The following is a 26,147-nucleotide window of genomic DNA, read 5'->3' as shown; positions in this document are numbered from 1 at the left end:
GGCGTGATGGGAATTCGATAGAACTCATTTTCCTTACGCCTGATTCCTGAAATTTTGAGGCGGAGGGATTTTGATGAGCATCAGCCATTCCTTTCAAAAGCTTATTCTCGATCAAACGATTATGCATGGGCAGCTGCTGGCTGACCGGTTGTCCGAGTACGATGAGACAAAGACAGAGATCATCAGTTTATTTAAAATGTTGCAAGACCGACTACCTGAAGAACAGGTGGCGGTCTTATTCGCCTATGAAGAAAAAATCAATCATCTTCACAGTTTGGCCGAAGTTATATGTATAAACGAGGTTTAAAAAACGGAGTACTCTTCCGGGACATGCTTGCCGATCAGGTTTGACTGTCACAATTTGAAGGAGCTGATCGGGATGGACCCTATTATTGCCAAAACGGAAGAACGGCTCGAGTGGCTGAGCAGCGATGAAGAAACGATCCGTTTATACGAGGCGCGAGAACATTCGCTGATTGAGCGAAACAGTCTTATCGCCGAAGGAGAAGCAAGAGGAGAAGCAAAAGGAGAAGCAAAAGGAGAAGCAAGAGGAATAGCCAAGGCGGCCAGAGCTATGCTGATCGAGGGGATAGACATGACTGTCATAGCCAAAGTAACGGGTTTGTCTGTAGCGGAAATCGAGCGGCTGGCGGAGGAGAAAGAACATCTCTCGACCGATTCTTCGGGCACCTAATCCAATAATAACTATTCCGATAGGGTTTGCACAACCGGGCATTGTGTTGTATGATCCTTGTGTAACTGTGTTTTCATAACCGAATAATGTGGGAATAGGTGTGCCGGCGCTGCCGGTGCTTAAAAGGGAAGATCGGTGCAATACCGACGCGGTCCCGCCACTGTAACGGAGTAGTGTTTGACGAACAACGCCACTGATCGAATGATCGGGAAGGCCGTCAAACATGTCGATCCCGGAGCCAGGAGACCTGCCTGTTCTGACAGCACTGCTTTACCTACGGGAGATAGGGAGGTGTTAAAGATAGCGGCCATCATACGTACTAATGAGGGGGCATCTTTTACCTATGCGTTTTTCCGGGTAAAGGATGTCTTTTTTGATGTTTTCAAGCAATAAGCAGTCCGCGAGACAATAAGAGGAGGAACGGCTATGGGGACAACAACAATACGCAGCAGCTCGCTCGGGTATCCGAGAATCGGGGCCGACCGGGAATGGAAGAAGGCGCTTGAAGCATTTTGGGCGAGAAAGACGAGCGAGGTCGAACTGCTGGCCCAATTGGAAACGATCCGCTTGAATCATCTGCGCACGCAGCGCGACAAAGGCATCGATCTGGTGCCGGTAGGCGACTTCAGTTTGTACGATCATGTGCTTGATCTGGCGGTCCAACTGGGCGTCGTGCCGGAGCGCTTCGGGCATACGGGAGGACCGGTGCCGCTCTCCGTTTATTTCGCGATAGCTCGGGGCGTGCAAGGGGCGACCGCTTCCGAAATGACCAAATGGTTCAACACGAATTACCACTATATCGTGCCCGAGCTGGAAGGAGCGAAGCCCGCACTTCTGGAAAACCGTCCGCTGCAGGCGTACCGGGAAGCCAAAGAAAAGCTTTCGATCGAAGGGAAACCGGTCGTGCTCGGCTTGTACACATTCCTGAAGCTGTCCAAAGGCTACAAAGCCGAACAATTGGACGAACTGGTCGATCAATTTTTGCCGGCTTACCTGCAATTGATTCGCGAGCTGGATGAAGAGGGCGTACAGTGGGTGCAGATCGACGAGCCGATCCTGTCCGTATCGCTGCCAAAGGCCGAGATGAAGCGGGTTGCCCGTATCTATGAGGAAGTGCGTCGTGCTGCTCCGCGCGTGAAAATCTTGCTGCAAACGTATTTCGAGGGAGTCGAGCATTACGAGGAAACGGTCGCTTTGCCGGTGGACGGCATCGGACTCGATTTCGTGCACGGCTATGTGCGGAACAAGAAGCATTTGGAGCAGTTCGGCTTCCCGGCTGACAAAGTTCTCGGGGTCGGATTGATCGACGGCCGCAATATTTGGCGGAGCGATCTGGGCGCCAAGCTGGCGTTTGTGAACGAACTGGCAGCCCAAGTCCCGCTGGACCGGCAGATCCTCCAGCCTTCCTGCAGCCTGCTGCACGTACCGGTGACGACAAGCCGGGAGAAGGAGCTCGATCCGGTTCTGAAGCAAGCCCTCGCCTATGCAGACGAGAAGCTGGAAGAAATCGTCCTGCTCGTACGCGCGCTCCGCGAAGGAGAAGCGGCGGTTGCCGACGAGCTGCTCGTTTCCCGCGAAGCGCTTGAGGCGCTTGAGGCTCATCCGGGCCGCGTCAGCGCCGGCGTGCGCGCTTCCGTAGCCGCAGCCGACGGATCGGAGCCGGCGCGCAGCAAGCCGTTCGCCGAGCGGTACAGCGCTCAGCTGGCCCGCTGGAACTTGCCTGTGCTGCCTACGACGACAATCGGCAGCTTCCCGCAGACCGCTGACGTTCGCCAGGCGCGTCGCAAGTGGCGTTCCGCCGAATGGACCGAGGAGCAGTATGAAGCGTTCGTTCGCGAGCAGATCGGTTTGTGGATCGAGCGTCAGGAGCAGATCGGCCTGGACGTGCTCGTGCACGGGGAATTCGAGCGGACCGACATGGTCGAATTTTTCGGCGAGAAATTGAACGGGTTTGCGTTCACGGCTAACGGCTGGGTACAATCGTACGGCTCCCGATGCGTCAAACCGCCGGTAATCTACGGCGATGTGGAGCATGTGAAGGCGATGACGGTAGCGGAGACGGCTTATGCCCAATCGCTGACGTCCCAGCCGGTCAAAGGCATGCTGACCGGACCGATTACGATTTTGAACTGGTCGTTCGTCCGGGACGATCTGTCCCGCGAGCAAGTGGCCAACCAGATCGCGCTGGCGCTGCGCGAGGAAGTCGAGCTGCTGGAGAAGGCCGGCATCGGCATGATTCAGGTCGACGAACCGGCTTTGCGCGAAGGGTTGCCGCTGAAAGACGAAGACGGACCGGGTTACCTGGAATGGGCGGTACGGGCGTTTAAGCTCGCGACCTCTTCCGTCGGCGAGTCCACGCAAATTCATACGCATATGTGCTATTGCGAATTCCACGATATGATCGATTCGATCCGCGCCCTGGATGCCGACGTGATCTCGATCGAGACGTCTCGCAGCCACGGGGAAATGATTCCGGCGCTGGAGCGCGAGCCTTACGAGCTCGGCATCGGTCTCGGCGTCTACGATATTCATAGCCCGCGCGTTCCCCCGGTTCCGGAGATGGTGTCGATTATCGACAGTGCGTTGGAAGTACTCGATCCGGCGCTGTTCTGGGTCAATCCGGACTGCGGATTGAAGACAAGAGGCGTGGACGAGACGGTCGCTTCGCTGACCAACATGGTCGAGGCGGCAAAGGTCGTCAGAACACGCATCGCGGCAGGCGGCGGCCAACCGGCATAAGCTGATCTAAGCGGTTGACAAGCCATAGGAAAGGACTCCATAATGAATGGGGTCCTTTTTTTTCCAAAGGATTTTCATTGTCACAATTTAGACACAAAATTTTAAGCCAATTTTCAGATTTGTTTAAGGTTTGCTTATTGTTAGGGAAGTAGTATTGTTTTTGGTTAAGCTCGATATTGAGAACGTTTGCAACAAGTTTGTTAAGGTTGCCGCCACTGATGAGGAGGGAGTCAAGGTGCTCGAAGTAAAGCAGGTCAGCAAGCTGTACGAGAATCAGAGAGGGGTCCAGAACATCGACTTTTCGATGAGCCGCGGCGAGATCGTCGGGTTTCTGGGACCGAACGGCGCTGGCAAAACGACCACCATGCGCATGATCACGGGGTACTTAAATCCGACCAAAGGCTCGATTGCCATTGACGGCTTGTCGATGTCCGACCATCCCCGCAAGGCGCGCCGGAAGATTGGCTATTTGCCGGAGACGCCGCCGCTCTACCCGGAGATGACCATCACGTCTTACTTGAAATTCGTTGCCAATCTGCGCGACGTGCCTGTCCGCGAGCAGAAGATGCGCATCGGGGAAGTCATCGAGAAGCTGGGACTGCAAGGCCGGGAGAAGCAGGTCATCCGCAATTTGTCCAAAGGCTACAGGCAACGGCTCGGTTTGGCACAGGCGATCCTGCACAAGCCCGATCTGCTCATTATGGACGAGCCGACCTCCGGTCTCGATCCGAAGCAGATTATTGAAATTCGCCAACTGATTCATGGGTTGGGCGAAAATCATACGGTACTGCTCAGTACGCATATTTTGCCCGAGGTCAACGCAATCTGCAACCGGGTGCTGATCATCAACCAGGGGCGCATCGTGCTGGACGAACACCCGGAGCAGATCGGCGGGGCAATGGGCGAGTCGTTCCAGGTCCGGCTGGAAGTCAAGGGTCCGAAGGAAGACGTATTGCGCGAGCTGGGCGGTTTGTCCGACGTCGGCAGCGTCAAGGAAGTGGAGCGCGATCAGGCGATCGAATCGGACACGGTGCTGCTGCAAGTCGTAGCCAAAGACCGCAACGATATACGGGAAGCTTTGTTTTACCGCATGGCCGAGCGCGGCTATCCGATATTGGAAATGAAGAGAGAAAGCCTCAGTCTGGAAGATATATTCCTGAAGCTGACGACGGACGAGAAAGTTCCCGACTCTCAGGAAGAAGAGCCGGAGGTCGAAGCCCATGCGTAGAGCATTTGCGATATGCAGCAAAGAGCTGCAGCTCTATTTTTATTCGCCCACCGCTTATGTGGCGTTTGCGTTTTATGTGCTCCTTTCCAGCATCATGTTCTATCTGAACTTCGTGCTGACGAGCACAAGCATTGTGGATGCGCGTCTGGTGGTCGGCAATACGACGTTTATCTACCTGTTCATTATTCCGCTGCTCACGATGCGGCTAGTGTCCGATGAATTCCGCCAGGGCACGGACGAGATGCTGCTGACGTCGCCGGCGAGCATTACGGAGATTGTCATGGGCAAATATTTCGCCGCTTTGACGCTTCAGTTGCTGCTGGTCATCTGCAGCCTGATCTATCCGTGGATCATGTCCGGCTTTGGCGATCTGGACCAGACGGTGCTGTGGCTGTCGTACTTGAGCATGTTCCTGCTCGGAGCCTCGATGATGGCGATCGGGTTGTTCGCCTCCACCTTGTCCAGCAACCAGATGGTCGCGGGTATTGCCGGGTTCGTTATTTTGCTGCTGCTGTGGATTATCGACTGGGCCGGAGAAGGCTTCGGCGGCAAGCTGAAGGATTGGGTCAACCAATTCTCGCTGACGCAGCGCCAGGTGAACCTGCAGAAGGGCATCCTGCATCTGGGGGACATCATGTTCTACGTGCTGCTTGTTGCCGTGTTCCTGGTCCTGAGCATTCAAGCGCTTGAACGAAAACGGTGGAGATAGGGGGAAGAGACGTGAACAAGTGGATAAGAGGAACGAACGCGACGATCATTTCCATCGCCGTGATCGGGATATTTATTATCGTTACGCTCTTCCTGAACTCGATGAAGGGCATTCAATGGGATTTGAGCGCTAACAAGAAATATTCGTTGTCCGAGCAGACGATTTCCGTGCTGAAGAAGCTCGACAAGGATATCAAAATTACGATGTTCACCGGCGGCGGCTCGACCGACGAAGGGATCATGTACCGGGACGTGCGGGATTTGCTGAACGAGTACAAGAAGCGTTCCGGCAAAATTACGTTCGAGGAAATCGATCCGAATCGCGACCCTGCGAAGGCGCAGGAGTACAAGATTGATCAGGCCGGCACGATTATCTTCGAGATGGGCGACAAGCAGAAGAAAGTATACAGCTATGAGCTGTTTATGGCCGGACAGTCGCAGGGAGCCTACTCCTTCATGGGCGAAAGCAAATTTACGCAATCGATCATGGGACTCATCTCCGACGTGAAGCATCCGATTTATTTCCTGACCGGCCATAACGAATTGCCGGCTGCGCAAATCTCGATGTTCCGCACGTATCTGGAAGGCGAGAATTACTCGATTACCGACCTGAACCTGTACAAAGAAGGCAAAGTTCCGGATGACGCCGAGGCGATCTTCATCCTGGGCCCGCAGACCGATCTGGATCCCAAGGAAACCGCTTTGCTGAAAGAATACGTACAAGGCAAAGGCAAGCTGTTCATCTCGCTTGGCTATTCCAAAGAATTGCAAAACACGAAAAACCTCGACGAACTGCTGACGGCCGTAAACGTCAAGAACGAGAAGGCTGTCGTCGTGGAAACGGGCCGGACCCTTTACAACAATCCGTTGACAATCGTGCCTAACATTCAATTTCACACCATCACGAACGATTTGGCCGATCAAAATCGGGTCGTCGTGCTGCCGGTCGCCATCGCGTTCTCGACCGATTCGGGCAATGCGAACTGGAAAGCCAACTCCTTGCTCAAATCGTCCGATAAGGCTTACGGCGAGACGGATATGAACCAGCTTACGTCCAATGCCTCCAAGCAGGATGCCGCCGATTTGAAAGGGCCGCTGGATATGGCTTACGCCGTTATGGACAAGGATAACAAGCCGAAGGCCGTCGTGATCGGCAATGCCCAGTTCCTCCAGAACCAGATCATTACCGAGCAAGGCAACCGCGATTTTGCCTTGAATAGCGTGAACTGGATGCAGGAACAAACCGAGCAGGTGACCATTCGTCCCCGCGAGGAGGCGGCCTTGCAGCAAGCGTTTATTATGCCGAACAAGGCCAACATGATATTCTATGGTACGGTCGTCATATTCCCGCTGGCGATATTGGCGCTGGGCGGAGCCATCTGGTGGAGGAGGAGAAAAGGATGAAACGGTTCATTCCAACGATCATTCTCGTCGTGGTATGCATCGGAGCGTTCTGGTATGCCTCCAGCCAATCGTTTTTCAAGAAAGAAGACGATGCTGCCAAGCCGAAGCCGCTCGTAGCCGTCAAGCAAACCGACATCACGGGTATCCAGATCAAGCAAGGCGGGGTCGAATTGCAGAAAAAAGACGGCAAATGGACGATGTCCAAGCCGGCCGCCTATCCGACCAATGCATACTCGGGCGACAGCTGGGCGGGGGCGTTCATAGCCTTGACCCAGGACGATGAGATCGAAGCGAATGCCTCCGATTTGTCCAAATACGGCTTGTCGGCTCCGGAGCAGGAGTTTGCCGTCACGTTGGCGGACGGGTCCGTGAAAACCGTACAGATCGGCGCGTCGCTGCCGATTGCGGGCCATCGTTACGCGAAGCTCAAAGAAGCTCCGAGCGTTTACCGGGTGCCGGAAGATCAGATCACCGCGCTGCAAAAAGACGTGGCGGAATTCGTGGACAAAAGTCCGTTCCAAATGACGTACAATGAAGTGTCCAACATTCAGATGGATTGGAAGGGCGCCTCCAAGACGCTGCAAAAGGTCGATGTCGCCAAAACGTCCACAGAGTCGGCCTGGAAGCTGGGCGATAAGGAGCTGAAGGGCAGCGACGTCGAGCCGATTCTCGACAAAATGCTGCTGATGAACTCCGACGAGATGTTGAAAGCCGCTTCCGAGGTGAAGCTGGACGGGCCGGAAATGAAGCTGGCGCTTAAGTCGAGCAAGGACGGCAAGGAGACAGCCTCCGTGTACGTCGGCAAAATCGACGGCGAGCAAATCTGGCTGGCGCAGCAGGGCGGGATGTGGGCTTACTCCATTCCGGTAGCGACCATCCAGGAGTTATTCGACAAAATCAAGGTACCGGAAGCTGCGGCGCAGTAACAAGGGGAACGCGGATAAAACGAAAAGAGCAGGGAAGCCGATGCGGCCTCTCTGCTCTTTCGTTTGGTATGTTTCCGTGCCATGCGTTGGTTGTGCGGCTTAGACATGCCCGGTTTTCAAAAAGCGGTCGAGGAACCTATACGCCATGCTGCGGATGTCCGGGGGGAAGTCATGCTCCCGAACGGTCATTACCGACTGGAAGCAATCGTCCGCATCGAGAAACCGGTACAGTCCGTACAGCTCCTCCATGCACTCGCCGATCGCCTTCCAGTGCGGAAAGATCGTATCGCTTTGACCAAAATAATGAAACGACGGTATTGGAGCGGCGAGGGCGGCGATTTCGTGAAATTCGAAAGGAACCTCGTACCGGCTTAAATAGTCCGTGATTGCAGGCAAATGCGTGTACCAGTCGCGCTCGCCCCAATGCGTCGGCCGATGGTCTCCGTAGAACGGGCTAAAGCCGCAGCTGCTGACGACGGCTTGAATCCGGTCGTCAAGTCCGGCCAGGAAGTAGGCGTTGTAGCCTCCGAACGAATGACCGATTACGCCGATTTTGTCTGCGGCGACGCCGTCGAGCGAGCAGAGCAGATCGATCCCGTACTGATGGTCGACCGCATTTTTGCCCACTGTGGACCAGGTCGGGTGCCGTTCGTAGAACGGATCGCTGTGAAAGCCGGGAAGCCCTTCGTAGATACGCTCTCCGGCCGTCAATGCGTCTGGGGCGAGGACGATATAGCCCTGCGAGACCAACTCCAGTCCGTAGCGTCTGTTGTCCCGGCCGGTCGACAAGGAGACGTTAGCTTTGCCCGATTCGTGCGTCGGGTGAAGGGCCAGCACCGCCGGGCGGCGGCCCGCTTCGTCCTGTCCCGCTACGGTATCGTCCGGTACGAGCAAGTAGGCCGGGACCGTGTCCCCATATGCCGTGCTGTACGCGAGATGAATCCGCATATGGTCGCGTTCCTTCTCTTCGCTCCACACATTCCAGGAGACGGGGGCGCGCTCAGGCACCCCGCCTATCACCTCCAGCCATTGCCGCCGAATCCCGCTGCGTTTGACCTTCCAGTCCTCGACGTTCTTCACCCCCTCCAGCAACCGGGGCAAGCCTCTCTGATTCAGTTCGTACAAGTTGTAGCTCATGGCTGCCAGTCTCCTCTATCCGTGTGTACTGCTTCTTTCCTTGCGTTTCCGCGGGGGCGGCAGCATGCCCTGCTTACCGGGCAGCAGTCCCGCGGCTATTCGTTCGTCGGGTACATCGTGACGTAATCGAGGGTGTAGATGCCCGTAAATCGGGACGCCCGGAACCGGAAATGATCGATGTTCACGAGCGAGGCGCTGCTGTCGTAGAACGGAATGCCGTCCACCCGATATACGCCGCTTTGTTTATCCAGCATTCCCGGAGGATCGACATAACCGGCATACGATTGGAATGCGTCGGCTTGCATCGTGATTCCGTACGTTCGCGTCGTGAAATCGATGTCGAAGCGGACGGTCATCCATTCATCCGGCGGTTGGATATACCCGCTCGCCGACGGGAACTTGATCGACTTGGTGAAGCCGTTGACGATTTGCTGGTAGCCGAACGTGCCGTCGGAGAAGCCGATGAATTGCGCGGCGATTTTGCCGTTCCCGATAATATCGATCTGATAATTGCCTACGTTGTGCTGAAGCCGGGAAAACCGGGTCTTCGTCTCCACCGTCACTTTGCCGTTCATGTGCGCATGCTGCCTCAGGACGACCGGGGACGTTGCATATTCGTTGGAAGGCGAATAATAGTTGTCCGTCAGCTTCATGCCGTTGCCGCCCTCTTGCAAGGGCGCGATCGTGACAAGCGTTCCGTCGCTGCGGGTATACGTCCAGCCTCCTCCGTCCGCGGCTTCTCCGACCGGCCACTCGTCGAACGAATCGTAGAAGGAGGCGCTCGTTGCGGGCAAGGTCACCGTCAGGGATGGGCCGTCCGCAGACGTATTGCCTGCCGCATCGCGGGCCTCTACCTTGAACGTATACGTCATGCCCGGCAAGAGCGCGGTCGCATCGTAGGTCGTCTTGGTAACGGTCGCGGGCTGCGCTGCCGAGGCGTCGCTTCGGTACACCGAGTAGGAGACCACGCTTCCCGAATCATCGTTCGCCGCATCCCATTCGAGCCTTACGGCATTCGGGAACAGGCGAACCGCGCGCAGAGAGGCGGAGGAGCCCCAAGTCGGGGCGGTCGTATCGTCCAGCGTCACGGTAATCGGGTTCGTCATGGGGGAGCGGTTGTCGCTCGTATCGACGGCTCTCACCGCGAACGTATACGTTTGGCCCGCGTTCAACCCCGTAAGGGTCGCGGTATGCGTCCCTGCCGGTACAGTCTGTTGCTCGACGCCATTTACGCTAATGACGTATTCCTTGACCGCTACATTATCGTCGGACGCGTTCCAGGCGAGCGTGACGGACTGGTCCGTTTTGGAGACAAGCCGGAAATCGCCCGGTGTCGTCGGCACCTGCTCGTCGTCCTTGACCTCGATCAGCGCCAGCCAGTCCAGATTCATCCCTCCGCGTCCGTGCCACATCGTTAGCTCGACCGGGCCTGCGGGCAACGCCTTCCCGGTCTTGATGCGCAGCCCGCGCCAATGCTCCGGAACCGTTCCGAAGTCAGCCGTAGTCGGCGCCTCGAAATAGTAGGTTTCGTCTCCGAGCATGGCGTAACGCGCCGTCTGCGTGCCTGCCGGCAAGTCCCAGCCGGCTACATATTTGAGCGCAAGGTCGTACGTTCCGGCTTTCGGAACCGTGAAATTCCATTTGACCCATTGCCCGGTCTGATCCCAGTCGCCCATGCCCATGCCGCCGGACAAAAAGGGACGGTTCGTGTAGCGGCTCGGCGTTTTGCCGCCCGAACCGGCAAAGGCTTCCGCTTCCTGCCAAAGCATGGACAGGCTGGCCCGCTTCTCATCGGGGTTTGGCCATAGCAACGTGTCCGAGGCGGTGCCCGCGCCGATCCGCTTCAGCTTCAGCGTCCCAGGGGTGCCGCGAACGATGACCGAAGCGTTGGCATCGAGGAACACGCTTTTGCGGAAGCCATACTTCTCGAAGGTCAATCCGTCCGGGGCCGACACGATGTCGTAGAAGCCCGCGTCGTTATACAGCTTGCCCCAAGCGACGCTGACACCGTCGATGTCGCTGTACGCTTGCAGGGTGACCGAGCTTGCCGCGCCGTCGGTCTCGATCGGCAGTACGACCGGTGCGATCGGCTGCGGGGAGGGCGCATCGTTCAGCTTGAACGCACGGTATCCTTTCTCCAGCCGGAGCGAGAGCGTGCCGCCCGCCGTCTGCCAATGTACGCCGCGCAGCCGGACGTTTTCCTCCGCGGCTCCGCCTTGAGGAATATCGAGGCCGCTATCGCTGTCCCGCACCCTGGTCACGGACGGGGCATTCAACTCGACCTGTACGGGCGAAGGAGAGGAGACGGACAATACGTTATCGCCGTAGGCGATCGTAGCCGGTTTATCGCTGTCGATGATCGTGACGCCGTTCCGGACGGCCTTCGTCCCGTCGACCAGCAGCACCGCGTTTCCTTTGACCGCCAACGCCGCTCCGTCGAAGCGAACGCTTCCGGCGTCGATTTCCCCGCTGTCCGTCATCCGAACGTATACGACGGTCCCGTCCTGGAAGGTCAGCTTCATATAGTTGCCGTAGGTTTCGCTTTGCACGCTGTGCGGGGCGTCGTCCCGTCTATAGGCATCCAGCGTGGCGACGAAGGTTGCGGCACTCGTTCTGTTCGTGATGAATGCGGCGTGCAGCTGCTGCTCATCGGCATACGCGCCTGTCGGCTTGACCTCGGTGCCGTTCATGCTCAAATAGTTTGTTTCCAGCGTCGTCCGCAGCTGCTGCGGGGAGTGGAGGTCGACCTGAAGCGCCGCGTTGCCCTTCACGATGGTCGCTCCGGACGAATCCGCCTTCAGCTCCAGATGATCCTTCGCATGCAGGTGCCACTCGAATTCGGAGCCGCCAGGCTGATTCGTCTTCAGCTTGTCGATGACGACGAACGTCGAAGGACGCACATACAAAATGTGCCGCTGCGCCTGTGACAGCGCGCCCATGTAAGCGGCCGACGCGTCTCCGCTCGCCGCATCGAATGCGGGATGCGTCGCAAAGCCGAAAATCCGGCCGTCGGCATCGATATTGTCGATCGGCTGTCCCCGCTTGCCGTCGTACGTGATGGCATTGGAGGAGAACGTTTGCTTGCCGTATTGGAGATCGTGGACGCTTCCGTAGAAGTCGTAAAACCCGCCCTCGATCGCCAGCGACTCGCCGAAAGCGTTCACGATAAAGCTATTCTGATCGGCATGGCTGTGATTGAAGCTTCCGTACGGACTCGATTTGAAATACATGGATACGCGATCCGGATCGTACAGCTCCGAATGCATGGCGACCAGCCCGATATCCTTGAACCATCGCGTTTTCGGCAAATCGGCCGGAGGCCGCGAGTCGAGTCCGGGGTCTCCGTAGAAATAATTGTTCAATTCCGGCCGAGGTGCCGCTCCGATGGCTTGTGCTCCCCATTTCAGCCGCGGATCGCCGTTGACCTGGGACAACCGGTTCAGCATGCTGACGCTCGTCGGCCCGGGGGCATACTCGCTGTCGTCTCCGAAAATACCCTTCGGGCTGCCATGCGGGAAAGCATACAGCGGGTAGAGCCCTTCGTTGCGGGAATAGGCTTTATCGTACAGATTGAAACCGCTGGAGCTCAGCAGAACGTCCATAAACTCCTTGCCGAACATGGACGACCATTGCCAATAGCCGGTGCCCTGCGACCAGCCGCCGTCCTCGCCGCCCCACGGAGGCATGATATTGATATAAGCCGGTACCGTCCGTTTATACCAGTCCTCGGCCTCCGGAATGTCGTGAAGCATGGCGGTGGCGATAATGCCGATATACCCGAACGCCGTCCAGCCGTGAGAGTTGTACGGATATTTTTGAATCGGGTAGGCCAGCACAATATCGTGCATCATGGTTTCCGTACGCGTCTGGATCATATTCCGCACCTGCTGCTTCTCGCTCTCGGACAATAGATCGTACAGCCAGTCGTACGCCATGGCGGAACAATAGGTGATGTAGCGATGCGCCTGATCGTGTACCGCATAGCCGGTCGCCCCGTTCGGATTCCAGGACGCGAGGCCGAGCAGACGGGCTTTGGCGTTTTGGCCGATTTCCGCCGAGCCGCTGATGAGATAGACGAAGGCTGCATCGAGCATCCGGTTGACCGCCGCATTGGACGCGGTCAACAGTACCTGCTGGGCTTTCACGTAGGCTGGGTCGTTCTTCGGATACGTCGGCGGGTAAGCGAACGTCGGCTCTGCCGGCAGAGGGCTGTTCAGATTGGCTGTCACAGACGTCAGCTTGGACTGATATACCGTTTGGCCGACGGTTTGGGACAGCGCCCGGAAGTCGGCCAGCGTATCCTGAGTGGCCCATACGCGAGGATGCGACACCGGGATGTTCGCCATGATGGAATCGATCGGCGGAACGGGGAAAGGCACGTATTGCGGATCGATGCGGAAGGAGCGGACATCGCTCCAGGCCGACCAGTCCGTATTCGGCGTATGGAATCGAACGCGCCAGTACCAGGTTCCCGCTTCGAACACGTGCGGGAAATTGTACACATTCATCGCCAGCGCTTGCTGCTCGTAAACGACCTGCGTCACCGCCGAATCGCCGCTGACCTGCAGATGGTACGAGTCCGCATCAGCGACAAACGGCCAGCTGAAGTCGGGCGGATTTTGCGTCGTGGCCAGCGTATCCGCTGGCCGAAACGGCATATTCAGCCCGTTCAGGACGGAGGGCGGCCATCCGGCATCCGCCGCTTGGACAACCGAATTATAGGACATCGTATTCACCAGCCCGAAGAGGAGCGCGAACGACAAGATCGCGCTCCAGCGTTGGATGAGCTTGCTTCCGACGATCATAGGGACCTCTCCTTGGATTCATAGTGAGGAGTAATGTCATCGCTGTCGGACTCCTTTCTCGGTGCGCACGTGCGGCATCACTTGGTTTTGCTCTTTTCCTTCTCCACTTCCTTGCGCAGCATTTCGTCCACTTTTCTGAGAGCCGTATTGACGTCATCCTTGCCCTGGGCCGTGTTCAAAAACGCTTCCCGCATGAGCGCATCGGCGGTATTCGTCTCGATCACGGTCATGCCTTTGTTGCGCGACGGGCGCAGCGGGGCAAACTCGTAGTAGCGGACGGCGTTCATGTTCTTGCCTTTGTAGACGGCGCTGTCTTGGCCGAGAACGTCCAGAAACTCCTTCTTGGCTAACGTCGGCAAAAAGCCGTTGCGGGAATCCCGCATCTGCGCTTCGTCGCTGAGCATCTCCATAATGACCCGGAACGCTTCCTCCTTATGCTTGCTTTGCTTCGTAATCATGAGGTAGCCGGGCGGGAAGATGCCGATTTTTTTGGGCGCGCCGTCGATGATCGGGGTCGATACCATATCCCAGTTTTTGAGCATGCTCAAATCGAGGTATGGGGAGTAAATATCGGCGTGAATCGCGACCGTTCCTTTCTGGAACATGGCGCCCTCTTCGGTCAGATTCGGGCGGATGGCATTGTTCGGAATTTGATAAAAGCGCATGTAGTTGTTCAAGATGCGCTGCCACGTATCGAAATGCGACAGCTCATCCTTGGCGGGATCCAGCGTAGAGAGCGAGTACTCGTTGTAGGTGAGGAAGGTGGAGACGTTGGCGCTGAAGCCGCGATATTCGACGCCGGCTTCGGTTCGGGTCATGCTCCGGGCAACGTCATAGATTTGATCCCAGTTCATGCCGTCCCGCAAGTAAGGCTGGCCGAATTTGTCGAACAAGTCTTTGTTGTAGTACAGCACTCTTGAAAAGAACGGCGATACGGGCAGTCCGTACAGCTCGCCGTTTTGCGAGGTGAGGTCCATGAAGCCTTTTACGAAGATCGGATTGAAACGGCTCAGATCGTAATTGTTGGCCCGCACCAGCTCGTTCATGTCGTAACCGAGTCCCAGGTTCAAGTAGTTCGTATGCACGGTGCTGGAAATAACGCGAACAATGTCGGGTACCGTTCCTTGTGCGATCGTCTCCTGCAGCGTTTGCGGGCCGGACGCCGGGAGCCAGACGAACGTGATGTGAGGGAACTTTTTTTGAAGAATGTCCTTGAAGCGGGTGTTGAATTCCTGCTCGGTAACGCCGTAAAAGTGCAGTTTCAATTCGATCGTCTCCGGCGGCTTTTCCGCCTTGGGGCCGGCGTCCCCGCCCGGGGCGGCCGGATTCGGGGCCGTGCTTCCGCCGCTGCACGCAGAGAGAAGCGCGACCAGCGACAGGCCGAGTAGTCGATGGGTCCATTTGTGAACTGTGCTCAAGCGGATCGACCTTCCTTTTCATAGTCATCTGGATTATGAGCGGGTACTGCCAATTACAACAACAATGTAAAGCGCTTACATTTTGTACCCTCCTTTACAGTGCAGATAAAGGTTACATGCGGATGGTATTCATTGCGGGTAAGAGTCTTGTTGTAAAATTGATATGCAACTGATACTTAATGAGAACAATTAGAATATATTTTAAAAATCAGATACTGTCAATATTAAAATTTAGTCCCGTTTTTTCGTTAATAATGTGGTTTTTTATAAGGGTATTCTTATATGCTGATACTTATCTGATTTGTAATGACGAAAAGTTTGTTTCGATGCCAATTACAAACGTTTGACAAGACGGATACGATCCACTAAGATCAAAGCAAATCACTTATAAAGGTTGATACTGATATGGAGCGCCGGCCCAGCCGCAAAACGTTTCGTCCCCGGCTGGACGAAATGGTTTCCTCGATCCGCAACAATATCATTACGGGCAATTTGGAGCCCGGGCAATATTTATCTTCCGAAAAGCAGCTGGCCGAGCAATATGGACTGAGCGTGCAGTCCGTTCGCAAAGGGCTGGAGCTGCTTGTGGGCGAAGGGCTGATCGTCAAAATTCCGAAGGTCGGGAGCCAGGTGGTGGACCCGGCCGAGAAGGGGGCCGTGACGATCCGATTCGGCTATACGTCTACGATCCCCGACGATGCGGACATCCACAGCTTGATTGCTTTGTTCCACCGGGAGCATCCGACGATCCGGGTCCAGGCTGTGCCGCTTGGCGAAATCGGCCACGACCAGTTCAAGTCGTATCTCGACCTCGGCATGCTCGACGTCATGACAATGAACTACGACAGCTTCTGTCAATTCCGCGAGAACGGCTGTCTGGACGACCTGGACGGCTTCGCGCGCAAAGAGGAGCTGTATCCGTTTTTGAATGACGCTTTTACGCAGGACGGTACGCTTAGGGTGCAGCCCTTCGTGTTTTCGCCTATGATCCTGTGCTACAACCGCAGTCATTTTGCGCAGAAGGGGCTGCAGGAGCCGAATAGCGGCTGGAGCTGGCAGCGGCTGTTCGAATGCGCGGAATCGCTCCGCATTCCGAACGAGCGGCTCGGGTTTCACTGCTATTTTTCTACGTCGAATCGGGCGAGTGTTTTGTTGATGCAGAGGGGTCATGCGTTCGAGCGTGGAGAAGACGGGCGCATTCGGCTGGAAGGCACTCGCATGATGGATGCGCTCCGCTATAGCCGGGACATCTACGAGCATATCCCTTCGCTGCCGAACAGCTTGATGGACTGGGATGCGCCCAAGATGGAGATGTTCCGTCAAGGGAAGCTGTCCATTGTGATGACCAGTTATTTCGTGCTCAATCATTTGCGCGATGCCGAGCTGGACTACGACATAGCGCCCGTCCCTCACTTCGGGGAGGCGCTGACGGTACTGCTTATGATCGGTTTGGCGGTCCATCGTCATTCCAAGCATAAAGAAGCGGCGCACAAACTGGTCGAATTCATGACTTCCGCCAAGACGCAGCTGTTCATTCGGCAGCAAACGTGCAGCCTTCCTGCCCGCATTACGGCCGCAGAATGGTCGGGGCCGGAAGCGACGGCGATCAATCGCCCTTCGCGTTTTTCCTTGTTCCGCGAAATTATTCCGAGCTATCGGCTGTTTACGGACCTGAACATCGGGGAAGGGGAGTATCGGAAATTGTTTTACGAGCTTCAACTGTACTGGGCGGGGCTGTTGGACGAGGAGACGTTTCGTTCGCGCGTGGAGGCGATCGCGCCGGCGGCTGTGCCCGTGTCCTAGCGTGCGGGGAGGGGCGAGAGCATTCGCCCTTTTCTTACTCGCGTGCGGGAGCAGGGGTATTGTAGCCGCGCTCCTTGAACGGCTGAAGCCGATCGAGCCACTGGTCCTCCAGCTTCTTCAATTCCTTCTTCGTGTCGAAATACGCGCTGTCCTTTTTCTTCAGAACCTCCAAAACCTCGAACGTAAAGGCGTCTCCGCCGTATTGCGTCCATTCTAGTTGCAAAGCGCGGTTCGGGTGACTGCCGAGACCGAGCATCATTCGCATCCTGTTCATCGATTTGAAGTTGTTGGTGCTCGCGACAAATAGTTTTCCGTTCCGGGTATTCTCGATTTTGTATATACCGGCCTCCGTCTTGAGTTCCTTGTATTGTTCGACCAGCTCTTTTCTGCGATCCATATTCAATCCTCCCCGTTTTAGATCATTTTAATTTTGTTTGATTTATAGTAAACATTTTAATATTTTGTTTGATTTATTGTCAAACCCTCTTTTCTGGAGCGCATGCCAAAAAAGGCCGACCTCAGACGGACCGTCCTTTTCGTTCTGCGGGTTTTCCCGAGTACATGGCGTACACTTAGAGCGGCGCCTCTAGCACGAGCGATTGGAAGTAGGGGTTTCCTGCCTCCAGAGGTACCGTATTGAAATACACAATTGTAAACACCCCGCCCACCGCCTTCAACAGCCGCTCATCTGTGTACATCGCAAAAAACCGCTTCGGCTCGTACGTATCCTGCTCCCATACGCCTTCGGTGTCGGGGCCCCCATAGACGCCCATATAGAACAGTCCTCCAGGCTTGAGCACCCGACGGATTTCCTCAAGCACGCCGCGCAGCTCCGCTTTGGGCACATGCAGCAGGCAATTCAGGCCGAATACGGCGTCGAATGTACCATTGGGAAAGCCGAGCGACTGGAACGGTCGTACTTCCGCTTTCAGTCCCTTCTCCCGGCACAGCCGCACCATTTCGGGCGACTGGTCGGTACAGGTTACATCGAGCCCTGCCTGTTGAAAAAAGGTTGCGTCCCTTCCGGGACCGGAGCCAATCTCCAGGAGCGTCGCGGCTTTGCGTTTTTTCAGCATGTCCAAAAACTGCCCGCGTTCCCGCACTTTCCAGTCGGCGATGTGCATATGGTTCCGTTCCTCGGCGTGGTGATTGTACGCAGCGATCAAATCGGTCGTATGTTCGTTGGTCATGATGGCTCCTCCTTATGGGTGCTTTCGTAAGTAGGTGAGAAAGTCGTGCGCATGAACATTGCGTTCGTCGACCACTCCTGGACGGCTTTCGGCCAGCTCCCATTCGTTCTCGTCGATTTCCTGAAAATGGGTGTCCCCGGCAAAGTCGCCCTCCACTTGCGTAACGTACAGCTTCATGGCGATTGGCGCGAACAGCTCGTACACCTGCGCTCCTCCAATGACGAATAGCTCCCGGTCGCCGGCTATCCGAAGCGCTTCGTCTACCGTCCGAGCGATTTCGCAGCCTTCCGCTGAGAAGTTCGGGTCCCGCGTCAGCACGATATTCAGACGGCCGGGAAGCGGCTTGCCAATCGACTCGTACGTTTTGCGTCCCATCAGCACCGGATGGCCCATCGTGGTCTGTTTGAAAAAGGCCATGTCGGCGGGGAGCCTCCAAGGAAGTCTGTTATCGGCGCCGATCAGGCGGTTTCGGTCCATCGCCACGATCATCGAGACGGTCGGTTTGCTGCTCATATGGCCACCTCCCCTTTGATGCGCGGGTGAGGGTCGTAGCCGGACAGCGTAAAATCGTCGTATTGGAAGTCGAATATGGACGTAACTTCCGGATTCAGCGTCATGACAGGCAGCGGATGCGGCTCCCGAGTCAATTGCAGTTTGACTTGCTCCAGGTGGTTGGAGTAAATATGCGCATCCCCGAGCGTATGCACGAAATGTCCCGGCTTGAGTCCGGCAATCTGTGCCATCATCAGCGTCAGCAGAGCGTAAGAAGCGATATTGAACGGCACGCCCAGAAAGACGTCCGCGCTCCGCTGATACAGCTGGCACGACAGCTTGCCGTCGGCCACGTAAAACTGGAACAGGCAGTGGCAGGGTGCCAGCGCCATCCGGTCCAGATCGGCGACGTTCCAGGCGTTGACGATCATGCGGCGGGAGTCCGGGTTGTTGCGTATTTGGTCCATCACGATGGAGATCTGGTCGACTGTCGTTCCGTCCGGCTTCGGCCACGAACGCCATTGCTGGCCATAGACGGGCCCGAGATCGCCGGCTTCGTCGGCCCATTCGTCCCAGATCGTCACACCGTGCTCCTGCAAATAGGCGATATTAGTCTCCCCGCGCAGAAACCAGAGCAGCTCGTGAATAATCGAGCGCAGATGCAGTTTTTTCGTAGTCAGCAGAGGGAAGCCCTGCTCCAAATCGAAGCGCATTTGATAGCCGAACAGACTGATCGTTCCCGTTCCGGTCCGATCGGACTTGCGCACGCCTTCGTCCAATATCGTTTTGCATAGCTGCAGGTAAGTATTCATCGGGTATGCCCACTTTCTGTATAGGATTCAAAACCGGGCTTCATCCGGCTTGGCCGAATTTGCGCGCGGTTGCTTCTTGAATTGCTGCCGTCAAGACGTTATCCTTAATAGTAATACATTCTGCCATTGAAGGAAATAACGGTTCCCGTCAGAGGACGCGGAGAGCGTATGTTCCCCGGCTTAGGTCCAGTCCGTAAACCATCTCCGGTCGGTTCTGGACGAGGCGCAATTTCTCTATACTAGGGGTATAAGGCCGAGTACTGTCCGCTTCCGGGCGGGGCGGCCAATCCAAACAAAGGTGATGTCCGTCATGAAGAAACTTTACCGGTCCCGTACAGACAGCAAGCTGTTCGGTTTATGCGGCGGGCTGGCGGAATTGCTTAATGTCGATTCCACGCTGCTGCGTGTCGTATTATTGGTGACGACCTTCTTCACGGGAGGTACGCTCATTCCCATCTACTTTATATCGTGTCTGGTTATTCCGAAAGAGCCGGCATTCGATTCGTATTACGATCCGAATTACGGATATTCAAACAAGCAGGGTTACGGTCCGTACTCGTCCAACCCCGGTCCTACGCATACGTATTATGGAGGCGGACCTACAGGGACGCATCAGCCGTATGGAAACGGAGCCGGTTCGTATTCGGCCGGTTACGGCACGAATACGCCGCCTTATGGGAATGGCGGCATGCCGCCGCACGGTCGGGGGCCAACGGCCGCTTCGAACGGTCCGAGCATAGACGAGATGATGAAGGATGTGGAGAAGAAGGCGCTGCAAAAGGAGATTGACGAGCTGCGCGCCAAGCTGGCCCGGTTGGAGAAGGACGACAAGCAATCTTAGAACAGGTCCTGTCCCCCTATCAAATAGAACGGTTGGCAAAACATCCGTACGCGCTATAAGACGCTCCCAGCTCCGCTACATAAGCGGAATGGGGGCGCCTTTTTTGCATGCAAGCAACACCCGGTATGATCGAAACAGAAAAATCCGTGTTTTCAAGGCGAATGCCCTGTTGCGCTACCTTTGACTTATTGCGAACGTGTATTCGCTTTTGTTATGATGGAGGGAGAATTGACACTCCCGGGACGCTCGCATAGACTGATAGTAGCTTGTACTCTCGAAGAACAGCTGCACGGTGGCGCAAAGAAGCAACCATCCCGATGGCCGCAACCAATCGGTTATCGAAATGGGCCGAAATTGCGCTATTGCATACTACGCTTCACTATGCGGAGGGTAATCTGTCAGATGATCGATATGCGCCGTTGGAAACATGTGTTCAAGCTTGACCCTGATCGCGACATCGACGACATGGCGCTGGAGCGGATTTGCTTGTCCGGCACTGATGCCGTCATGGTCGGCGGAACGAGCGGTGTGACATTCGATAACACCGTGGACCTGTTGTCCCGTATCCGCCGGTTCGAAGTTGATTGCGTGCTGGAAATTTCCGACCGGGATGCGATCGTTCCCGGTTTTGACTTATATTTCATTCCGATCGTACTGAACGCCTCCAACCCGGACTGGATCATCGGACACCATCATTTGGCCGTCAAGGAATACGGACCGATGATGCAATGGGACCAGATCGTGGCGGAAGGCTACGTCATCTTGAACGGCGATTCGACCGCAGCCCGAGTGACGGAAGCCCGTACGGAGCTGGAACGTTCGGATGTGGAAGCTTACGCGAAGATTGCCGAGCGCTTGTTTCGCCTGCCCGTGCTGTATTTGGAATATAGTGGAACGTTTGGCGATATGGAGCTCGTTCGACGGACGGCGTCCTCGTTGCAAGATGCCCGGTTGTTTTACGGGGGAGGAATCGACGGCCCGGAGAAGGCCAGACAGGCGGCGGCGGCGGCCCATACGATCATAGTCGGCAACGCCATTTACGAGAACTTGGACCGGGCGCTGGAGACGGTTCAGGCGATACAAGACGTGGAGAAAGGTTGTCTATAATTATGAATGGAAGCATCGATATTCATGCAGCGGTAGCCAAGCTGAACAAGGAGCAGCGCATTGCGGTGGAAGCCACGAGCGGTCCCCTCCTGATTATGGCGGGTGCGGGCAGCGGAAAGACGCGCGTGCTGACCCATCGCATCGCTTATTTGATCGCCACCCGTCAAGCGGCTCCTTGGAGCATCCTGGCTATTACATTTACGAATAAAGCGGCCCGGGAAATGCAGGACCGTATCGGCAAAATCGTCGGAGCTTCCGCTTCGGATATTTGGGTATCCACGTTCCACTCCATGTGCGTACGCATTTTGCGGCGTGATATCGAGCGGATCGGCTACTCCTCGAACTTCTCCATCTTGGATTCCACCGATCAGCTGTCCGTCATCAAAACGTGCATGAAGGAACTGAATATAGACGCCAAAAAATTCGAGCCCAAAGCCATTCAGGCCGAGCTCGGCACGGCGAAGAACGAGCTGGTTACCCCCGACCGCTACGAGATGAAGATCGGAGATTATTTCCAAGGTCTCGTGGCCAAAGTATACACGCTTTACCAGAAAAAGCTCAAAGCGAACAATTCGCTCGATTTCGACGATTTGATCATGAAGACGATCGAGCTGTTTAAGAACGTCCCCGAAGTGCTCGACTTTTACCAGAACAAGTTCCGGTTCATTCATGTCGACGAGTATCAGGATACGAACCGGGCGCAGTATATGCTGTGTCGGATGCTGGCGGACAAGCATCACAACATCTGCGTCGTCGGTGACAGCGATCAGTCTATCTACCGGTGGCGCGGCGCGGATATCGCCAACATTTTGAACTTCGAGAAAGACTACCCGGAAGCGCGGACGATCTATTTGGAGCAGAATTACCGCTCCAGTTCGAATATACTCGATGCGGCTAATGCCGTCATCAACAACAACACCGGGCGCAAGCCCAAAAACCTGTGGACCGATCGCAGCGGCGGAAGCAAGCTGATCCGCTATGAGGCGGCGACCGAGCAGGAGGAAGGTTATTTTATCGCCGGAGAGATCAACAAAAGCCGCAAGCAGGGCAGGGCGTACGCCAAGCATGCGATTTTGTACCGGACGAATGCCCAGTCCCGGGTTATCGAGGAAATTTTGATCAAATCCGACATTCCGTACCAGATTGTAGGCGGCATCAAGTTTTACGACCGCAAAGAAATCAAGGATATACTCGCGTACTTGCGCTTGATTTCCAATCCGGACGACGATATTAGCCTACGGCGGATTATTAACGTCCCGAAGCGGGGAATCGGGGATACGACGGTGGACAAGCTGGCCGACGCCGCCGCGGCGAGGGGCATCTCGATCTTCGCCATGCTGGAGCAGGTCGACTCGCTGGAGCTGAGCGCCCGGTTTCGAGGCACGTTGACCGATTTTTACGGCATGATCCGCAATCTGAACGCCATGCTCGAATATTTGTCAGTAACCGAGCTCACCGAGAAAATGTTGGAAATGACCGAATACCGCATGGAGCTGCAGCGGGAAAATACGCTCGAATCGAAGTCCCGTCTGGAAAATATAGACGAGTTCTTGTCCGTTACGCTGGACTTCGAGAAGCGCAGCGAAGAGAAATCGCTCGTATCGTTCCTCACCGATCTGGCTTTGATCGCCGATATCGACACGATGGACAAGGAAGACGACGGGACGAGCAAAGACTCGATTATATTGATGACGATGCACAGCGCCAAAGGCCTCGAATTCCCATTCGTTTTCATTATCGGCATGGAAGAAGGCGTATTCCCCCATAGCCGGGCATTTATGGATAATGAAGAGCTGGAAGAGGAGCGGCGGCTCGCCTATGTCGGCATTACACGAGCGGAAGAGCAGCTGTACTTGACGTGCGCTCGGATGCGGACGCTGTACGGGAAGACGACGGCGAACGCCCCGTCCCGCTTCTTCAAGGAGATTCCCGGTGAGCTAGTCGACACCGTGGGGGGCTACGGCTCGGGAGGCGGAGGAACCGTTTACGGCGGGCGCGGAAGCTATGGAGGAGCAGGCTCGTCGGCGTACGGTTCGTCCGGACGCGGAGCTTACGGCGCTCCCGCAGGCAGCGCGCTCGGTGGTTCGTCCGCGGCCCGTCCGGGCGGCGCGCAGCAGCGTCCTGCCGCAGCTCCGACAGGGGGAAGCGGGGCCACGTCGTATACGAACGGCGACAAGGTCAGCCATGGCAAATGGGGGACCGGGGTCGTTGTAAGCGTGAAAGGAACGGGCGACAATACGGAGCTGCACATCGCCTTCCCCGCTCCCGTCGGCGTCAAACGGCTTTTGGCGAAGTTTGCGCCGATTACGAAGGAGTAGGTGCGGCGGTTCGTCCGCTTCCCATATTTGCCGGCATAATCGGCCATGCTATATAAAAAATCGGGCGCCGGAACCACGCGCTGCATAGGGCGAGATCGGGCAACGGCTGGATTCGTTGAAGAGAGGATGAGTCGAACGGTGGCACAAGCGATGGAAGCCATGAAAGAACTGATCGAGGAAATCGGCAAACACAACTATCAATACTACACCTTGGACGAGCCGACCATCAGCGACAAGGAGTACGACGAAATTTACGACCGGTTGGTGGAGCTTGAACGGGAAACCGGCGTAACGCTGCCGAATTCTCCGACTTTGCGCGTCGGAGGCGAACTGCTGGACGGCTTCCAGCCGCACCGTCATAAAGCCCGGCTATGGAGCTTGGACAAGGCCCAAGACGAGAACGACCTCATGCTATGGCATACGCGCGTGCTCAAACTGATTCAGGACTATAATACGCGCAACCCGGAGAATCTATTGCCTTCCCCGACGTTCGTGGTGGAATTGAAGTTCGACGGTCTTTCCTTGAATTTAACGTATGAAGCCGGTCAATTGGTCCAAGCGTCCACCCGTGGTAATGGAGAAGTGGGAGAGGGGATTTTGGCCCAAGTCAAGACGATTCGCTCCATCCCTCTGGAGATTCCTTATCGCGACGGCCTGATCGAGGTTCAGGGCGAAGGCATGATGTTCCTGTCGGTGTTCGACGCTTATAACAAGACAGCCGCCGAAGTGCTGAAAAACCCGCGCAACGCTGCCGCCGGCGCTCTCCGCAACCTGAATCCGAAGGCGACCGCGGAGCGAAAGCTGAACGCTTTTATGTATAATGTCGGTTTTTCCGATCAAGTACGTTTTGCCGATCACCGCGAGATGGTGCAGTTTTTGCGCGACAACAAGTTCAAAGTCAATCCGTACGTCACCTTCTTCGATCAAATCGAAGACGTCTTCGCGGAGCTGCGCCGGCTGGAGACGGTTCGTCATGATTTTGATTATTTGATCGACGGAGCCGTCGTGAAGATCAATGATATGCGGACGCGCGAAGCATTGGGCTATACCGACAAGTTCCCGCGCTGGGCCGTTGCGTTCAAGTTCGAGGCGGAAGAAGCGACGACGATTCTGCAGTCGGTCTCCTGGGAAGTGGGACGGACGGGCAAGCTGACGCCGGGTGCGACGTTCGAGCCGGTCGATATCGGCGGCGCTACCGTGCAGCATGCGACAATGAATAATATCGGCGACATTGAGCGCAAAAACTTGAAGTTTGCCCTCGGCACCGCCATTTTTGTCAGACGCTCTAATGAAGTAATTCCGGAAATTCTCGGCAAAGTAACCGATGAGCCCGATGGCGGAGAGATTATATTCCCGGATCGCTGCCCGGCTTGCGGTACGGAGCTGGAGCAGAGGGGCGCGCATCTGTTTTGTCCGAATCGGGTCGATTGTCGGCCTCAGCTGGTTGCCCGCATTACGCACTTCGCCTCGCGCGATGCGATGGATATCGAGACGTTCAGTGTGAAAACCGCGGAACAGTTGTACGACGAGCTGGGGGTGCGCGATTCGGCCGATTTGTTTGACTTGCAGTTTGACGATCTCGTCAAGCTGCAGCGTTTCGGAGAGAAGAAGGCGAGAAAGCTGCTGGAGGCGTTAGAGGCTTGCAAGACGCGCGATTTGGCGTCTTTCCTGTTTGCGCTAGGCATCCCGAACACGGGCAAGACAACGACGAAGGCGCTGGCCGAACATTACGGCAGCCTGGAGAAGCTATCGGCCGCTTCCGCCGAGGAATTGGTCGTGATTCCGGATATCGGGGGAATTGTGGCGGAGAGCATCGTTTCGTTTTTTGCCGATCCCGTCATGACCGGCAGCATCGCACGGATGCTGGCCGCAGGCGTCAAGCCGTTCGCGGAGGAGAAGACGGCCCCGGCGAATACCGAGCATCCGCTTTACGGCAAAACCGTCGTGCTGACCGGGACCTTGACCAAGTTGACCCGGGACGACGCTTCCAAGAAGCTGGAGGCGCTGGGCGCCAAAGTCAGCGGGAGCGTGTCGAAGAAGACCGATTTGGTCATCGCCGGGGAGAGCGCAGGCAGCAAGCTCGCCAAAGCGAAAGAGCTGGGTATCCCGGTTATCGAGGACGAAGAGGAGCTGCTGAAGCTGCTCGAAAGCTGATTCGGACAGACAAGAAGTGTTCGCGGCATCGCTGCCGCGACACTTCTTTTTACTTTTTTTAATAAAACAGTTGCATTTCGTTTTTAAACCTGTTAATATAAGTTCTTGTCACCGCATGATTCGCTAAAAAACGAGCTTGTCTCTAAGGCTAGAGAATCATCGGACAGACTCACAAAGTTCTTTGAAAACTGAACAAATGAAACGGACCATAAACGTTGTTTCTGAGCGCGCAAGCGATTAGGATTCAACAAACAAGTCAGTACGAAATGAGCAATCTGCTCTAGAATAAACGGTGACTTCCGCGAGGGGGTTGTCGACCTTATTGGAGAGTTTGATCCTGGCTCAGGACGAACGCTGGCGGCGTGCCTAAT

The 26,147-nt window shown here is 55.9% G+C and carries 19 protein-coding genes and 1 riboswitch; of the genes, 12 read left to right on the top strand and 7 right to left on the bottom strand.

Annotated elements, in window-relative coordinates:
• Positions 1-73: 73 nt before the first annotated feature.
• The 7 genes from ABD796_RS32495 (at position 74) to ABD796_RS32465 (ending at position 7,699) form a co-directional block, all read left to right on the top strand.
• Positions 74-307 carry a hypothetical protein gene (locus tag ABD796_RS32495; protein ID WP_344916368.1) on the top strand — a complete coding sequence of 78 codons (234 nt, stop codon included), beginning with the start codon at positions 74-76 and terminating at the stop codon, positions 305-307.
• A 72-nt stretch (positions 308-379) separates the two neighbouring features.
• Complete coding sequence (locus tag ABD796_RS32490; RefSeq protein WP_344916366.1) at positions 380-694, top strand: hypothetical protein; 315 nt, start codon at positions 380-382, stop codon at positions 692-694.
• A 79-nt stretch (positions 695-773) separates the two neighbouring features.
• Positions 774-963, top strand: a riboswitch (cobalamin riboswitch).
• Between the two features lie 157 nt (positions 964-1,120).
• Positions 1,121-3,433, top strand: coding sequence for a 5-methyltetrahydropteroyltriglutamate--homocysteine S-methyltransferase (metE, locus tag ABD796_RS32485; protein ID WP_344916364.1), 2,313 nt, complete (start codon positions 1,121-1,123; stop codon positions 3,431-3,433).
• A gap of 235 nt (positions 3,434-3,668) precedes the next feature.
• Positions 3,669-4,661 carry an ABC transporter ATP-binding protein gene (locus ABD796_RS32480; RefSeq protein ID WP_344916362.1) on the top strand — a complete coding sequence of 331 codons (993 nt, stop codon included), beginning with the start codon at positions 3,669-3,671 and terminating at the stop codon, positions 4,659-4,661.
• On the top strand, positions 4,654-5,370 hold the full coding sequence (locus ABD796_RS32475) for an ABC transporter permease (RefSeq protein ID WP_344916360.1): 717 nt from the start codon (positions 4,654-4,656) through the stop codon (positions 5,368-5,370). Before ABD796_RS32480 ends, ABD796_RS32475 begins: the two co-directional genes overlap by 8 nt.
• An 11-nt stretch (positions 5,371-5,381) precedes the next feature.
• A complete protein-coding gene (locus tag ABD796_RS32470; protein ID WP_344916359.1) occupies positions 5,382-6,773 on the top strand; it encodes a GldG family protein in 1,392 nt (463 codons plus the stop codon).
• Positions 6,770-7,699: a DUF4340 domain-containing protein gene (locus tag ABD796_RS32465; protein ID WP_344916357.1), complete on the top strand. Its 930-nt coding sequence runs from the start codon at positions 6,770-6,772 to the stop codon at positions 7,697-7,699. Before ABD796_RS32470 ends, ABD796_RS32465 begins: the two co-directional genes overlap by 4 nt.
• A gap of 99 nt (positions 7,700-7,798) precedes the next feature.
• Here ABD796_RS32465 and ABD796_RS32460 read toward each other — a convergent pair whose 3' ends face one another.
• The 3 genes from ABD796_RS32460 to ABD796_RS32450 form a co-directional block, all read right to left on the bottom strand.
• The gene (locus tag ABD796_RS32460; RefSeq protein WP_344916355.1) at positions 7,799-8,836 is read right to left on the bottom strand and encodes a dienelactone hydrolase family protein; all 1,038 of its coding nucleotides are present in this window, start codon (positions 8,834-8,836) and stop codon (positions 7,799-7,801) included.
• Positions 8,837-8,931: 95 nt separating this feature from the next.
• The gene (locus ABD796_RS32455) at positions 8,932-13,641 is read right to left on the bottom strand and encodes a DUF4962 domain-containing protein (protein WP_344916353.1); all 4,710 of its coding nucleotides are present in this window, start codon (positions 13,639-13,641) and stop codon (positions 8,932-8,934) included.
• A gap of 77 nt (positions 13,642-13,718) precedes the next feature.
• Positions 13,719-15,059: an ABC transporter substrate-binding protein gene (locus ABD796_RS32450; RefSeq protein WP_344916351.1), complete on the bottom strand. Its 1,341-nt coding sequence runs from the start codon at positions 15,057-15,059 to the stop codon at positions 13,719-13,721.
• 405 nt (positions 15,060-15,464) lie between these two features.
• Here ABD796_RS32450 and ABD796_RS32445 point away from each other — a divergent pair, with 405 nt between their 5' ends.
• Positions 15,465-16,862: an extracellular solute-binding protein gene (locus ABD796_RS32445; RefSeq protein WP_344916350.1), complete on the top strand. Its 1,398-nt coding sequence runs from the start codon at positions 15,465-15,467 to the stop codon at positions 16,860-16,862.
• A 34-nt stretch (positions 16,863-16,896) separates the two neighbouring features.
• Here the strand turns inward: ABD796_RS32445 and ABD796_RS32440 are convergent, their stop codons facing one another.
• The 4 genes from ABD796_RS32440 to ABD796_RS32425 form a co-directional block, all read right to left on the bottom strand.
• Positions 16,897-17,259, bottom strand: coding sequence for a GIY-YIG nuclease family protein (locus ABD796_RS32440; RefSeq protein ID WP_344916348.1), 363 nt, complete (start codon positions 17,257-17,259; stop codon positions 16,897-16,899).
• Between the two features lie 175 nt (positions 17,260-17,434).
• Positions 17,435-18,052 (bottom strand): class I SAM-dependent methyltransferase, encoded by a 618-nt coding sequence (locus tag ABD796_RS32435; protein WP_344916346.1) that lies wholly within the window; start codon positions 18,050-18,052, stop codon positions 17,435-17,437.
• A 12-nt stretch (positions 18,053-18,064) separates the two neighbouring features.
• Positions 18,065-18,565, bottom strand: coding sequence for a dihydrofolate reductase (locus tag ABD796_RS32430; protein ID WP_344916344.1), 501 nt, complete (start codon positions 18,563-18,565; stop codon positions 18,065-18,067).
• Positions 18,562-19,356 (bottom strand): thymidylate synthase, encoded by a 795-nt coding sequence (locus ABD796_RS32425; RefSeq protein WP_344916342.1) that lies wholly within the window; start codon positions 19,354-19,356, stop codon positions 18,562-18,564. Before ABD796_RS32425 ends, ABD796_RS32430 begins: the two co-directional genes overlap by 4 nt.
• Positions 19,357-19,666: 310 nt before the next feature.
• Here ABD796_RS32425 and ABD796_RS32420 point away from each other — a divergent pair, with 310 nt between their 5' ends.
• From ABD796_RS32420 to ligA, 4 genes are all read left to right on the top strand, one after another.
• Positions 19,667-20,197 carry a PspC domain-containing protein gene (locus ABD796_RS32420; RefSeq protein ID WP_344916340.1) on the top strand — a complete coding sequence of 177 codons (531 nt, stop codon included), beginning with the start codon at positions 19,667-19,669 and terminating at the stop codon, positions 20,195-20,197.
• 402 nt (positions 20,198-20,599) lie between these two features.
• Positions 20,600-21,304 carry a heptaprenylglyceryl phosphate synthase gene (gene pcrB, locus ABD796_RS32415; RefSeq protein WP_344916338.1) on the top strand — a complete coding sequence of 235 codons (705 nt, stop codon included), beginning with the start codon at positions 20,600-20,602 and terminating at the stop codon, positions 21,302-21,304.
• Positions 21,305-21,306: 2 nt separating this feature from the next.
• Positions 21,307-23,622: a DNA helicase PcrA gene (gene pcrA, locus ABD796_RS32410; RefSeq protein WP_344916336.1), complete on the top strand. Its 2,316-nt coding sequence runs from the start codon at positions 21,307-21,309 to the stop codon at positions 23,620-23,622.
• 150 nt (positions 23,623-23,772) lie between these two features.
• Positions 23,773-25,776 carry an NAD-dependent DNA ligase LigA gene (ligA, locus tag ABD796_RS32405; protein WP_344916599.1) on the top strand — a complete coding sequence of 668 codons (2,004 nt, stop codon included), beginning with the start codon at positions 23,773-23,775 and terminating at the stop codon, positions 25,774-25,776.
• Positions 25,777-26,147 lie beyond the last annotated feature (371 nt).

The sequence above is a fragment of the Paenibacillus hodogayensis genome (assembly GCF_039536325.1).
GTDB classification, from domain to species: domain Bacteria; phylum Bacillota; class Bacilli; order Paenibacillales; family NBRC-103111; genus Paenibacillus_AB; species Paenibacillus_AB hodogayensis.
The sequence above is the reverse complement of the archived record's forward strand: the minus strand, read 5'-3'. Positions and strand labels throughout refer to the sequence as shown.